The organism is Actinoplanes sp. TFC3 (assembly GCF_001553785.1).
GTDB lineage: Bacteria > Actinomycetota > Actinomycetes > Mycobacteriales > Micromonosporaceae > Actinoplanes.
In genome coordinates this window covers 2006958-2020212 of sequence record NZ_LOJP01000001.1, presented here as the reverse complement: position 1 = coordinate 2020212, position 13255 = coordinate 2006958, and the positions used below count along the sequence as shown (strand labels likewise).

Sequence of the window (13255 nt, the reverse complement as noted above, 5' to 3'; positions counted from 1 at the left end):
CAAGTCCCAGGATTGGCCCTCAGAGTGGCATCTATGGCTGATCATGGCAACCGCTTCACCCTGGCGAGACGAGTCGTCCAGCTCTTCGCGGGCCTCGTCCTGTACGGCGTGAGCATGGCGTTCATGATCGAATCGAGCCTCGGGCTCACCTCCTGGGACGTGTTCCACCAGGGCGTCTCGAAGGCCACCGGCATCTCGTTCGGCTGGGTGGTGATCCTCACCGGCATCCCGGTGCTGCTGATCTGGATCCCGCTGCGCCAGCGCCCCGGCTTCGGCACCATCGCGAACCTGGTGGTCGTCGGGTTCGCCGCGGACGGGGCTCTGGCCATGCTCGGGCCCGCCCATCCGATGCCGCTGCGGGTCGCCTGCCTGCTGGGCGGGATCGTGCTGAACGGCGTGGCCACGGCGATGTACATCGGTGCCCGGTTCGGTCCGGGTCCGCGCGACGGGCTGATGACCGGGATCGTGAAGCGCTTTCCGCGGCTTTCGGTGCGCTTGGTTCGTACCGCAATCGAGCTGTTCGTCCTGGCAGTGGGTTTTGCCCTGGGCGGCACGCTGGGGCTGGGCACGATCGCCTACGCCCTGGCCATCGGCCCGCTGGTGCAGCTCTTCCTGCCGATGTTCACGGTGCCCGAGCGCCCGCGCGCAGAGATTCAGTATCCAGATAGGACGCCCGATCCGCACCCTCGGTGACCGTGCCGGGTGAATTGTCCGGAGCCGCCGGACACAGCTTGGTGATCACCGGGCCACATTCGCTTTCCGGTTCGGCGCTCAGACGGCATCATTGCGACATGGGGGCTGGCGGCTGGCATTGGAACGACGCGTGGATCTTCGTCTCCGCGGTCATCGCCGAGCGCCTTGAGCGGGACCGCGCCCTGCACGCCGCTCTGCCCGTGACCGGGGCCAGCTTCGCCGATGTGCTGGCCGCGGCCGACTTCCTGCACCACAGCGTCCCCAGCCGCTCGGAGCTGGAAGAAGCCCTGCGCCGGCTGACCGGCGCCGGGCTGCTCACCGTCGACGACGACCTGATCCAGGTGGCCACGGCAGGCGAGCAACTGTGGCGCACCCGGCCGTTCAGCGGGCTGTCCTCGGCGGTGGTCACGCTGCAGACCCAGCTCAACCGGGTCGCCACCCCCGGCGAATCGGACTGGAAACTCGACGACAAGACCTACAACGCCGCGCTGCGCGAGTATTCGTTGCGCCTCGCCGACGGGCGCTGACCCGCGCGGGTCGGCCTCGCTTCAGCGGATCGGGTTTCCGGCGGCGCGCAGGCTTTCTTTGACCTGGCCGATGGTCAGCTCGCCGAAGTGGAAGACGCTGGCCGCGAGCACCGCGTCCGCGCCCGCCGCCACCGCCGGCGGGAAGTGTGCCACCGCGCCCGCTCCCCCGCTGGCGATCACCGGGATGGCGACCACCTCGCGGACCGCCGCGATCAGCTCCAAGTCGAAGCCGGCCTTGGTGCCGTCGGCGTCCATCGAGTTGAGCAGGATCTCCCCGGCGCCGAGCTCGGCCACCCGGTGCGCCCACTGCACCGCGTCAAGCCCGGCCGAGCGGCGGCCACCGTGCGTGGTGACCTCCCAGCCGCTGTCGTGCCCGGACGCGCGGCGTACATCGAGCGAGAGCACCAGCACCTGGTTGCCGAACCGGTCGGCGATCTCGGAGATCAGCTCGGGGCGGTTGATGGCCGCGGTGTTCACGCCCACCTTGTCGGCCCCGGCGCGCAGCAGGGTGTCGACGTTGTCCACCGAACGCACCCCGCCGCCCACGGTCAGCGGGATGAACACGCTCTCGGCGGTGCGCCGGACCACGTCCAGCATGGTGCCGCGGTCGTCGGAGGACGCGGTGACGTCCAGGAACGTCAGCTCGTCGGCCCCGGCGGCGTCATAGGCGGCGGCCAGCTCGACCGGGTCACCGGCGTCACGCAGGTCGACGAAGTTGACGCCCTTGACCACCCGGCCCGCGTCCACGTCGAGACATGGGATCACCCGCACCGCCACCGTCATGCCGATTCCCCGGCCAGCACCTCGAGGGCCTGCGCGACCGTGAACGCGCCCGCGTACAGCGCCTTGCCCGCGATCACGCCTTCCACGCCGCCGGCTTCGAGGCCCTTGAGCGCCCGCAGATCATCCAGCGTGGAGACTCCGCCGCTGGCGATGACCGGGGCCGGGGTGTGCGAGCAGACCTCCCGCAGCAGGTCGAGGTTGGGGCCCTTCATGGTGCCGTCCTTGGTGATGTCGGTAACCACATAGCGGGCCGCGCCGGCCTTGTCGAGGCGGGCGAGAACCTCGTACAGGTCGCCGCCGTCGCGGGTCCAGCCGCGGGCCGACAGGGTACGGCCACGCACATCGAGACCGATGGCCACCCGGTCGCCGTACTCGCCGCAGATGCGGTCGCACCACTGGGGATCCTCGAGCGCGGCGGTGCCGATGTTGACCCGGGCCGCGCCGGTGCCCAGCGCCGCACGCAACGTTTCGTCGTCACGGATGCCGCCGGAGAGCTCCACCTTGACGTCGAGCCGGGCGACCACCTCGGCCAGCAGCGCGGCGTTGGAGCCCCGGCCGAACGCGGCGTCCAGGTCGACCAGGTGCACCCAGCCGGCGCCGTCGTTCTGCCACGCCAGGGCCGCCTCCAGCGGGTCGCCGTAGCTGGTTTCGGAGCCGGCGGCGCCCTGAACGAGGCGAACCGCCTGGCCGTCCGCGACATCGACGGCGGGCAGCAGGTGCAGGGTCACTGGCAAACTCCGATCAGCTACGCCGGCCCAGGACAACGACGACCAGGGCCGGCAGAACAAGAACAATCAAAACGATGAAGACCAGGCGCAAAGCCAGATCCGGTACGAGAAACCACACCAGCGCGGCCGCCAGCAGCGGGATGACCACGATCCCGGCTCGCTGGGCCCGGCTGCGCCGATAGAGCCGGCCGGAGCTGCGCCGTTGCGGGGTCAGCTTACGGACCAGCGAACGCCGCCGATCACGCCGCACGACCTTGCGAGCCCGGGCTGCTTTCTCGCGCTCCAGCACGGCGAGCCGCTCCGCCCGCCGCCGCGCCCGTTCCTTGCTCATCGGGTCAGCAGCTCACAGCCCGCTGACCCAGTTGCGCAGCAGGGCGTAGCCGGCGTCCGAACTCTTCTCCGGGTGGAACTGCGCCGCGGACAACGCATCGTGCTCGACAACCGCGGCGAACGGCTGGTCATGGCTGGCCGTAGTCACCCTGGCCCCGGCCGCCTGCAACGCCGGGAGGTCGCAGGCCGCGTACGAGTGGACGAAGTAGAACCGTGCGTCCGGGCCCAGCCCGTGGAGCAGCACCGAGTCGCCCGGCGCGGTGACCGTGTTCCAGCCCATGTGCGGGATGCGCTGAGCGGCCAGCTTGGTAACCGCCCCGGGCAGCAGACCCAGTCCCCGGGTCTCGACGCCGTGCTCCACGCCGGTCTCGAACAGGATCTGCATGCCGACGCAGATGCCGAGCACCGGGCGCCCGGCAGCCACCCGGTCGGCGATGACCGATCGGGCGCCGAGCTTCTCGATGCCGGCCATGCACGCCGCGTACGCGCCGACCCCGGGCACCACCAGCCCATCCGCGTCGGCCGCAGCCGTCAGGTCGTCGGTCACGGTGACCTTGACACCGGTGCGGGCGACGGCTCGCTCGGCCGAGCGCAGGTTGCCCGAGCCGTAGTCGAGGATGACGACGTTTTTCATAGGTTCCCCGTTCACGAGTCGCCCGGGATCAGCCAGAGCACGCCGCCGGCCAGGGCGAGCAGCGCGAGGGCGGCGACGAGGCCGATGGAGAACTTGGTGGCACCCTGGCGGGCCAGGCTGACCACGCCGCCGACCAGGATGCCGGCGAGCCCGAGCAGCAGAACCGGGACCAGGCTCACAGCACGCCCTTGGTGGACGGTAGCGCGCCGGCGTTGCGCGGGTCGATCTCGACGGCCTCGCGCAGCGCCCGGGAGAACGCCTTGAACTGCGCCTCGACCACGTGGTGGGCGTCGGGGTGACCGCCCTCACGGGCCGCGCGCAGCACGCTGACGTGCAGGGTGACCTTGGCGGCGTGCCCGAACGACTCGAAGATGTGCCGGGTCATGCTGGTCGGGTAGACCGGCCCGATGTACGGCGCCAAGGCCGGTTCGTCGTGCACCACGTACGGCCGGCCGGACAGGTCGACGGCGGCGCGGCAGAGCACCTCGTCCATCGGGATGGTGGCCGAGCCGTAGCGGCGGATGCCGGCCTTGTCACCCAGCGCCCTGGCGAACGCCTCGCCCAGGGCGAGCGCGGTGTCCTCCATTGTGTGGTGCGCGTCGATCTCGAGGTCGCCCTCGGTGCGCACGGTCAGGTCGAAGCCGCCGTGCTTGGCCAGTTGGTTGAGCATGTGGTCGTAGAAGCCGACGCCGGTGGACAGGTTGCCCTGGCCGGTGCCGTCGAGGTCGATCTCGACGAGCACCTTGGTCTCGTTGGTGACGCGCTCGATGCGCGCGGTGCGGCTCACGACAGGATCTCCTCGGCGGCGTTCAGAAATGCGGAAGTCTCGGTGGGATCGCCGGCGGTGACGCGCAGCCAGCCGGGCAGGCCGACGTCGCGGATCAGCACGCCGCGGTCGAGGAACGCCTGCCAAACGGCTTTCTGGTCGCCGCCGGTGGCGAACAGCACGAAGTTGGCGTCGCTGTCGGCGACCGGGAGGCCCCGCTCGCGCAGGGTGCCGACGATTCGGTCCCGCTGGGCCTTGATCGCGTCGACGGTGGCCAGCAGCGCGTCCCGCTGGGCCAAGGCGGCCCGCGCGGCGGCCTGGGTCAGCGAGGACAGGTGGTACGGCAGCCGCACCAACTGCACGGCGTCGACCACTGCCGGGTCGGCGGCCAGGTAACCCAGCCGGCCTCCGGCGAACCCGAACGCCTTGCTCATCGTGCGCGAGACGACCAGCCGCGGGTGCCCCGGCAGCAGGCTCAGTGCGCTGGGCGTGCCGGGCCGGGCGAATTCCGCGTAGGCCTCGTCCACGATGACCATGCCGGGCGCGGCGGCCAGCACCGCGTCGATGACCTCGGGGTCGAGCGCGGTGCCCGTCGGGTTGTTCGGCGAGCACAGGAACACCAGGTCGGGCTGGTGCTCGCGGATCTGTTCGACCGCCGCCGCCGGGGTGAGCCCGAAGCCGGGGTCGCGCAGCGCGCCGATCCAGCGGGTGCCGGTGCCCACGGCGAGCAGCGGGTGCATCGAATACGACGGGCCGAAGCCGAGCGCCACCCGGCCCGGACCGGCGAACGCCTGCAACAGTTGCTGCTGCACCTCGTTGGAGCCGTTGGCGGCCCACAGGTTGGCGGTGGTGAGGCCGTGACCGAGGTAATCGGCCAGATCGGTGCGCAGGGCCACCGCGTCGCGGTCGGGGTAGCGGTTGAGATCGCGCAGCTCGGCCTGCACCGCCTTGGCGATGGCGTCGATCACGGCATCGGGCACCGGGTACGAGTTCTCGTTGGTGTTCAGCCGCACGGCGACGTCGAGCTGCGGTGCCCCGTACGCCGACCTGCCCCGCAAATCGTCGCGAATCGGCAGGTCATCGATGGTGGTCATGCGGCACCGCCGCCGGTGAAGCGGGCCGCCACTGCCTGACCGTGGGCGGGCAGGTCCTCGGCGTTGGCCAGCGCCACCACGTGCGGGGCGACGTCGCGCAGCGCGGCCTCGTCGTATTCGATCACGTGGATGCCCCGCAGGAACGACTGCACCGACAGCCCGGAGGAGTGCCGCGCGCAGCCCGCGGTCGGGAGCACGTGGTTGGACCCGGCCGCGTAGTCGCCCAGCGACACCGGGGAGTAGGCGCCGACGAAGATCGCCCCGGCGTTGCGCACGCGCATGGCCAACTCGCGGGCGCCGCGGGTCTGGATCTCCAGGTGCTCGGCGGCGTACGCGTCGACCACCGTGAGCCCCTGCTCGAGGTCGTCGACGAGCACGATGCCGGACTGCCGCCCGCCCAGCGACTCGCGCACCCGAGCCTCGTGCTTGGTCGCGCTGACCTGGGTGACCAGCTCGGCGTCGACCGCGCCGGCCAGCGCCGGGGAGTCGGTGACCAGCACGCTGGCGGCCAGCGGGTCGTGCTCGGCCTGGCTGATCAGGTCGGCGGCCACGTGCGCCGGGGACGCCGTTTCGTCGGCCAGGATCGCGATCTCGGTCGGGCCGGCCTCGGCGTCGATGCCGACGGTGCCCTGCAGCAGCCGCTTGGCCGCGGTGACCCAGATGTTGCCGGGGCCGGTGATGATGTCGACCGGGGCGCAGCCGTCGGTCTCGTCGGCGCCGGTGGAGCCGTAGCCCAGCATGGCGATGGCCTGCGCGCCGCCGACCGCGTAGACCTCGGTGACCCCGAGCAGGGCGCACGCGCCGAGGATGGTCGGGTCGGGCAGTCCGTTGTTCGACTGCTGCGGCGGGCTCGCCACGACCAGCGAGGTCACACCGGCTTCCTGCGCGGGCACCACGTTCATGACCACGGTGGAGGCGAGCACGGCCAGGCCGCCGGGGACATAGAGGCCCACCCGGGTGACCGGAACCCAGCGCTCGGTGACAGAGCCGCCGGGCACGACCTGGGTGGTGACGTCGGTGCGGCGCTGGTCGGCGTGGACCTTGCGGGCGCGCTCGATGGACACCAGCAGGGCGGCGCGCACGTCGGGGTCGAGGGTGGCTGCGGCCTGGTCGATGGCTTGCTGGGGGACGCGGAGGCGCTCTGGGCGTACCCCGTCGAATCGCTCGGTGGCCTCGCGGATCGCTGCGAAACCATGCTCCCGGACCGCTTCCACGACGGGTTTGATCTTCTCGACAGCCTGGGAGACGTCGAGCTGGGCGCGGGGCAGCAGACCGCGCGGGTCCCGGCGGGAACCGCGCAGGTCGATCCGGTTCAACACGCCGCCAAGTCTAGAACTCGCCCCCGCCGCAACCGGGTGCCGCATCCCGGGCAGTGGGAACGGACACTATGCGGCTTATGTGAGCGCGGCGACAAAAGATCACCGTCCCGGGGCGCGCGCAGAAGGCGATCGTGCCGATACGCTCGTCGGGTGGGCGCGATTCTCCCGGTCTTCCCGCTGGGCACGGTGCTCTTTCCCGGCCTGGTGCTGCCCTTGCACATCTTCGAGGAGCGATACCGCACGCTGGTGCGCGACCTGGTCGCCACCACCGACGACGATCCGCACGAGTTCGGTGTGATCACGCTGCGCCAGGGACTAGAGGCGCCGCTGCCCGTCGAAGCCGGGCCGGGCGACGACGACACCGAGCGGCCCGAGGCGCCCCCGGTGTCGGCCGACCAGCTCTACGACGTGGGCTGCACCGCCGAGTTGCGGCAGGTCACCGAGCTGCCGGACGGCCGCTTCGACATCGTGACGGTGGGTCGCCGGCGCTTCCGGCTGCTCGGCCTGGCGACCGGCACCCACCCCTATCTGACCGCCGAGGTGGAGTGGCTGCCCGACGAGGACGCCACCGACGAGACCGCGGAACTGCTCGCGCCGCGGGTGCTGGCGGCCTTTCGCACCTACCTGGACCTGCTGCGCCCGGACTCCGAGGTGCTCGATCAGATCCCGGACGACCCGACAGTGCTGTCGCACCTGATCGCCGCGACCGCGCAGCTGACCACCGACGAGCGGCAGGATCTGCTTGCCGCGCCGGACACCGCGACCCGGCTGCGCGCCGAGTTGCGGCTGCTCAACCGCGAGGCTGGTCTGCTGGCGAGGGTGCGGGCGGTTCCGGTGCCGCTGTCGGATCTGGCCCGGCCGGTGAGCCCGAACTGAGCCCGTCGCCGGTCAGGTCCCGGCCGTAGCCAGGTTTCGCGCCCGGCTGGTCGAGGTTGGGGTCGTTGGACCAGCCGGCCAGCAGCGTGGTGACGATCACGGCGGCGAACGCGGTGACCAGCAGCGCCCCGTGCGCGTGCAGATCCGGCGGCCGCTGGAAGGTGTCGCCCGGCGCCGAGCTGTGCTGCCAGTCGTTCCACTCGCCCAGCCCGATCTGGCGGCCGACGAACCAGGTGGTCAGCGTCGAGACCAGCCCGCCCAGGGTCACCCCGGCCAGGATTGCCGGCCCCCGGTCGCGGCGCAGCACCAGCCAGGCAACCACCGCCGCGACCAGCCCGAACGCGAAGCTGATCAGCGTGAACCAGCCGTCGGCGGCGATGTACTCCTCCGGCGACGGGTCGTTCACCACGATGCCGTTCTGACCGGCATTGATCACCGGCACCGACGGCGCGAGCCAGGACCAGAGGACCCCCAGCAGGGCGCCGATCACAGCCATCGCCACGATGATCAAAATCGTGACCGATACCGCACGACGCCAGGACCGCTTGTCCCCGGCCGGCTCATCGGGCTTGTCATCCGGCGCGGGCGGCACCTCTTGCGGCGCGGGCGGCGCTCCGAACGGGTAGGCGGGGTCGTGACTCACGACGCGATCCTGCCAGGTCTGCCTGTGACGATGCTGCCGGCCATCAGGCAACTGCCGACGGGCCGAGGATCATCTTCAGGTCGGCCCGCAGCGCCGGGGTGGGCGACACCTTGAACCCGCCCAGGCGCATCACCGTCTTGCGGCTGCCGTTGAGCAGGTGCACGTGCACCTCGCTGTCGCCGGGATGGCTGACCAGGATCTCCTTCAGCTCGCTGACCAGCGGCGGGGTGCACCGGGTGATCGGCATGGTCAGCGTGATCGGCTTGGTGTCGGGGTTGTGGGTGACGTCGGGCATCGACATGTCCATCGCCATGATCCGCGGGGTGTCGTCGCGCCGGTCGACCCGGCCCTTGACCACGACGATCGCGTCCTCGGCGATGTACTGACCGATCACCTCGTAGGTGTTGGGAAAGAACAACGCCTCCACCCCACCGGCCAGATCCTCCAGCGTGGCCGACGCCCAGGCCCGGCCCTGCTTGGTGATCCGGCGCTGCACCCCGGTGAGGATGCCGGCCAGCGTGACGACCTGGCCGTCGGGCACCGAGCCTTCCTCGTTGAGCGAGGCGATGGTGGTGTCCGCGGCGTTGGCCAGCACCTGTTCCAGACCGGCGAGCGGGTGGTCGGAGACGTACAGCCCGAGCATCTCCCGCTCGAACGACAGCTTGTCGCGCTTGTCCCACTCGTCATCGGTGATGGTCGGCATCGCCACCGTCGCCGAGCTGCCGCCCGCGTCGTCGCCGAACGCGCCGAACAGGTCGAACTGCCCGGTGGCTTCCTTGCGCTTGACGTCGGCGAACGCGTCGATCGCCTCGGCGTGCACCGCGAGCAGGCCCTTGCGGCTGTGCCCGAGCGAGTCGAACGCCCCGGCCTTGATCAGCGATTCCACCGTCCGCTTGTTGCAGACCACCGCCTCGACCTTGGACAGGAAGTCGTAGAAGTCCTTGTACTCGCTCTTCTCCTCGCGGCACCGGGCGATCGACTCCACCACGTTGGCGCCGACGTTGCGTACCGCGCCCAGCCCGAAACGGATGTCCTTGCCGACCGGGGTGAACGGGCCGGCCGACTGGTTGACGTCGGGCGGCAGGACCTGGATGCCCATGCGCCGGCACTCGGCCAGGTACATCGCCATCTTGTCCTTGTCGTCGCCCACCGAGGTCAGCAGTCCGGCCATGTATTCGGCCGGGTAGTGCGCCTTGAGGTAGGCGGTCCAGTAGGAGACCAGCCCGTACGCCGCCGAGTGCGCCTTGTTGAACGCGTAACCGGCGAACGGCACCAGCACGTCCCACACCGCCTGGATCGCCTCGTCGGAGTAGCCGTGCTCGCGACAGCCGAGCTGGAACGGCACGAACTCCTTGTCGAGGATCTCCTTCTTCTTCTTACCCATGGCCCGGCGCAGCAGGTCGGCCTGCCCGAGCGAGTAGCCGGCGAGGATCTGCGCGGCGCGCTGCACCTGCTCCTGATAGACGATCAGGCCGTACGTCGGTTCGAGGATCTCGCGCAGCGGCTCCTCGAGTTCCGGGTGGATCGGGGTGATCTCCTGCAGCTTGTTCTTGCGCAGCGCGTAGTTGGTGTGCGAGTCGACACCCATCGGACCCGGGCGGTACAGCGCCAGCACGGCGGAGATGTCCTCGAAATTGTCGGGCTTCATCAGCCGCAGCAGCGAGCGCATCGGGCCACCGTCGAGCTGGAACACGCCGAGGGTGTCGCCACGGGCCAGCAGCTCGTACGCCTTCGGGTCGTCCAGCGGCAGACCCAGCAGGTCGAGCTCGAAGTCATGGTTGAGCGTGATGTTCTTGACCGCGTCATCGATGATCGTCAGGTTGCGCAGGCCCAGGAAGTCCATCTTGAGCAGGCCCAGCGTCTCGCAGGTCGGGTAGTCGAACTGCGTGATGATGACGCCGTCGGAGGCCCGGCGCATCAACGGGATGTGGTCGATGATCGGCTCGGCGCTCATGATGACGCCGGCCGCGTGCACACCCGTCTGGCGGATCAGGCCCTCGATGCCGCGGGCGGTGTCGATCACCTTCTTGACGTCGGGCTCCTGCTCGTACAGCGAGCGGATCTCCCCGGCCTCGTTGTAGCGCTTGTGCTCCTTGTCGAAGATGCCCGACAGCGGGATGCCCTTGCCCATCACGTCCGGCGGCATGGCCTTGGTGATGCGATCGCCCACGGCGAACGGGTAGCCGAGCACCCGGGCGGCGTCCTTGATCGCGGCCTTGGCCTTGATCGTGCCGAACGTGGCGATCTGCGCGACCTTGTCCTCGCCCCAGCGCTCGGTGACGTAGCGGATGACCTCACCGCGGCGGCGCTCGTCGAAGTCGATGTCGACATCGGGCATGGAAATACGCTCGGGGTTGAGGAACCGCTCGAAGATCAGCCCGTGCGGGAGCGGGTCAAGGTCGGTGATGCCCATGGCGTACGCGATGAGCGAACCGGCAGCCGAACCACGCCCCGGCCCCACCGCGATCCCGTTGCGCTTCGACCACTGGATGAAGTCGGCGACCACGAGGAAGTACGACGGGAACCCCATCTTGTTGATGATGTCCAGCTCGTACTCGGCCTGGCGGATGTGGGTCTCGGGGATGCCGCCGGGGAACCGGTGCTTGAGCCCCTCGAACGCGGTGTGCCGGAAGAACTCCTCCTCGGAGTAGCCGTCCGGGATGGGGAACCGCGGCATCAGGTTCTTGAAGGTGAACATGCCGTCGGTGTCGACCCGCTCGGCGACCAGCAGGGTGTTGCGGCAGCCCTCCTGCCATGCCTCGGAGGAGTCGACGGCCCGCATCTGGTCGGCCGACTTCACGAAGTAGCCGGCGCCGTCGAAGCGGAACCGGTTGGGGTCGGCCACGTTGCTGCCGGTCTGCACGCAGAGCAGCACGTCGTGCGCCTCGGCCTGGGCCTCGTGGGTGTAGTGCGAGTCGTTGGTGACCAGCGGCTTGATGTTGAGCTTCTTGCCGATCTCGAGGAGCCCGTCGCGGACCCGGCGCTCGATGGACAGCCCATGGTCCATGATCTCAAGGAAGTAGTTCTCCTTGCCCAGCGCCTCCTGGTAGAGGGCGGCGGACTTGAGCGCCTCATCGAACTGACCGAGGCGCAGGCGGGTCTGCACCGCGCCGGACGGGCAGCCGGTGGTGCCCATGATGCCCTCGGCGTGCTCGGCGATGATGTCGAAGTCCATGCGCGGGTACTTGCCGAGCTGGCCCTCCATGGAGGCCCGCGAGTTGAGCCGGAAGAGGTTCTTCAGACCCACGGCGTTGCGCGCCCACATCGTCATGTGGGTGTACGCACCGTTACCGGAGATGTCGTCGCTCTTCTGCTCCGGACGGCCCCACTTGATCCGGCTCTTGGTGAGCCGCGACTCGGGGGCGACGTAGGCCTCCACCCCGATGACCGGGGTCACGCCGGCCGACTTGGCCTGGGTGTAGAAGTCGAACGCCCCGTGCATGTTGCCGTGGTCGGTGATCGCCGCGGCGGGCATGCCCAGGCGGTTGGCTTCGGCCAGCAACTCCTTCACCCGGGCGGCTCCGTCGAGCATCGAATACTCGGTGTGCACGTGCAGGTGCACGAACGAGTCAGACACCCAGGGCCCCCTTACTCCCGCGGCGGTTCCAGCCCTGCGAGCCTAGTACCGAGCCGCCGGGAGCGGCACCGCCGACACCCACCTATTCGGCGAATGGCTCGATCATCACAGCGGCAGCTCGCAGCCAGGCCTGCTTGGTCTCGGGCTGCAGAACGCCGTACTCGATCGAGGATCCGACCTCAAGAGCAGGGTCATAAGGGACGACGGCGACTGCCCTCGTACGGGTGGCAAAATGCTTCGCCAGGTCGTCCAGAAGGGGAAGCTTGCCCGGCGAGGGGCAGGAGATCAACGTCACCGCGTTGGCTACGAGATCCTCCATGCCGGTCTCGTTGAGAACGTCCAGCATCCAGTCAGCGGTGAACGCGGCATCCTCGCGCGGCACGGTAGTAACGACAAGCTGGTCGGCACTGCGCATCACGGTCTGCCAGTTGACACTCTCGACGTTGTTGCCGGTATCCACGCAGATCACATCATGGGTACGCCGCAGCAAGTCCATCACCCGCCGCACAGTGCTTTGATCAAGGCGCTGCGCGAACCGAGGATTCTCCTCCCCGGCCAGCACGTCGTAAGACCCGTCGGAAGCATGGCGAAGGTAGCCGTCGAAGAACTGCATCAACTCGTTGGCGTGCAAGCCCTCGATCTCGACCAGGTCCTCAACAAGATGCCGGATCGTCCGGGCATGCCGCGCACTGCCGGCCCGCAATCCGAGGGTCCCGCGCAACTCGTTGTCATCCCAGGCGAGCACACCCCGGCCCCGGACGCTGCCAATGGTGGCTGCGGCAAGCACGGTGGCGGTGGTCTTGTGCACCCCACCCTTCGGATTGGCGAACGCCAGCACCCGGGGATTACCCAGCTTGCGCCGCAACAACGAGGCGGCGACATCCCCGGGTTCGGCCCGGGTCTGCCGCCACTCGATGTGCGCAGCGGCGGGCGAAGTCGGACTGGGCGCCGAGAGCTGCGGCCGCACCGGAGCCGGAGGAGGCGGAAGCACGGACGCCGAACCAACCGAGGCGGCGCCGCGCGGCGGGGGTACGGAGCGGGTGGCAGGGTTGAAGAAGCTGTGATGGTCGCTGTCCGGGCGCGCCTGGAAACCTTCGCCTATGCGGGACTGCCGGCGGGCGTCGAGGGGATTGGCGGGACGTGCTGCGTCGGAGCCGGCCGGGTCGAGGCGGCCTGAATCCGGGCGGACCGGGTCGAGGCGGGGTGCATCCGGGCGGGCCGGGTCGAGGCGGGGTGCGTCGGGGTGGCTCTGGTCGGGCTGGCCTTGGCTGGGGCGGGTTTCGGC

The 13255-nt window shown here is 69.9% G+C and carries 14 protein-coding genes; 3 read left to right on the top strand and 11 right to left on the bottom strand.

Annotation, left to right across the window (positions count from 1 at the left end):
* The first annotated feature begins 33 nt into the window (after positions 1 to 33).
* Together TFC3_RS09315 and TFC3_RS09310 are read left to right on the top strand one after the other, a co-directional pair.
* Positions 34 to 693, top strand: coding sequence for a YitT family protein (locus tag TFC3_RS09315; RefSeq protein ID WP_067498201.1), 660 nt, complete (start codon positions 34 to 36; stop codon positions 691 to 693).
* Between the two features lie 98 nt (positions 694 to 791).
* The gene (locus TFC3_RS09310; protein ID WP_067498197.1) at positions 792 to 1220 is read left to right on the top strand and encodes a hypothetical protein; all 429 of its coding nucleotides are present in this window, start codon (positions 792 to 794) and stop codon (positions 1218 to 1220) included.
* Positions 1221 to 1241: 21 nt separating this feature from the next.
* On the opposite strand, the gene hisF is transcribed toward TFC3_RS09310, so the two are convergent.
* Genes hisF through hisD form a run of 8 tightly spaced genes read right to left on the bottom strand, consistent with a single transcriptional unit; the run spans position 1242 to position 6874 of the window.
* Positions 1242 to 2003 (bottom strand): imidazole glycerol phosphate synthase subunit HisF, encoded by a 762-nt coding sequence (gene hisF / locus TFC3_RS09305; RefSeq protein WP_067498194.1) that lies wholly within the window; start codon positions 2001 to 2003, stop codon positions 1242 to 1244.
* A complete protein-coding gene (gene priA, locus TFC3_RS09300; protein WP_067498191.1) occupies positions 2000 to 2731 on the bottom strand; it encodes a bifunctional 1-(5-phosphoribosyl)-5-((5-phosphoribosylamino)methylideneamino)imidazole-4-carboxamide isomerase/phosphoribosylanthranilate isomerase PriA in 732 nt (243 codons plus the stop codon). Before priA ends, hisF begins: the two co-directional genes overlap by 4 nt.
* Before the next feature lie 13 nt (positions 2732 to 2744).
* A complete protein-coding gene (locus tag TFC3_RS09295) occupies positions 2745 to 3062 on the bottom strand; it encodes a hypothetical protein (protein WP_067498189.1) in 318 nt (105 codons plus the stop codon).
* Between the two features lie 12 nt (positions 3063 to 3074).
* On the bottom strand, positions 3075 to 3695 hold the full coding sequence (gene hisH / locus TFC3_RS09290; RefSeq protein ID WP_067498186.1) for an imidazole glycerol phosphate synthase subunit HisH: 621 nt from the start codon (positions 3693 to 3695) through the stop codon (positions 3075 to 3077).
* A gap of 11 nt (positions 3696 to 3706) precedes the next feature.
* Positions 3707 to 3874 carry a hypothetical protein gene (locus TFC3_RS38505; RefSeq protein WP_173745311.1) on the bottom strand — a complete coding sequence of 56 codons (168 nt, stop codon included), beginning with the start codon at positions 3872 to 3874 and terminating at the stop codon, positions 3707 to 3709.
* Positions 3871 to 4482: an imidazoleglycerol-phosphate dehydratase HisB gene (gene hisB, locus TFC3_RS09285; protein WP_067498182.1), complete on the bottom strand. Its 612-nt coding sequence runs from the start codon at positions 4480 to 4482 to the stop codon at positions 3871 to 3873. The genes TFC3_RS38505 and hisB overlap by 4 nt, the downstream gene beginning before the upstream one ends.
* Positions 4479 to 5555: a histidinol-phosphate transaminase gene (locus TFC3_RS09280; protein WP_067498178.1), complete on the bottom strand. Its 1077-nt coding sequence runs from the start codon at positions 5553 to 5555 to the stop codon at positions 4479 to 4481. Before TFC3_RS09280 ends, hisB begins: the two co-directional genes overlap by 4 nt.
* A complete protein-coding gene (hisD, locus tag TFC3_RS09275; RefSeq protein ID WP_067498175.1) occupies positions 5552 to 6874 on the bottom strand; it encodes a histidinol dehydrogenase in 1323 nt (440 codons plus the stop codon). The genes TFC3_RS09280 and hisD overlap by 4 nt, the downstream gene beginning before the upstream one ends.
* Before the next feature lie 150 nt (positions 6875 to 7024).
* Here hisD and TFC3_RS09270 point away from each other — a divergent pair, with 150 nt between their 5' ends.
* Positions 7025 to 7750 carry an LON peptidase substrate-binding domain-containing protein gene (locus tag TFC3_RS09270; protein WP_067498172.1) on the top strand — a complete coding sequence of 242 codons (726 nt, stop codon included), beginning with the start codon at positions 7025 to 7027 and terminating at the stop codon, positions 7748 to 7750.
* On the opposite strand, the gene TFC3_RS09265 is transcribed toward TFC3_RS09270, so the two are convergent.
* The 3 genes from TFC3_RS09265 to TFC3_RS09255 form a co-directional block, all read right to left on the bottom strand.
* Positions 7665 to 8393 (bottom strand): DUF2567 domain-containing protein, encoded by a 729-nt coding sequence (locus tag TFC3_RS09265; protein ID WP_067498169.1) that lies wholly within the window; start codon positions 8391 to 8393, stop codon positions 7665 to 7667. The two genes, TFC3_RS09270 and TFC3_RS09265, sit on opposite strands and share 86 nt — an antisense overlap.
* A gap of 43 nt (positions 8394 to 8436) precedes the next feature.
* Positions 8437 to 11970: a DNA polymerase III subunit alpha gene (dnaE, locus tag TFC3_RS09260; protein WP_067498163.1), complete on the bottom strand. Its 3534-nt coding sequence runs from the start codon at positions 11968 to 11970 to the stop codon at positions 8437 to 8439.
* A gap of 82 nt (positions 11971 to 12052) precedes the next feature.
* A partial coding sequence (locus tag TFC3_RS09255; protein ID WP_236718041.1) for an AAA family ATPase occupies positions 12053 to 13255 on the bottom strand: 1203 nt, incomplete at its 5' end.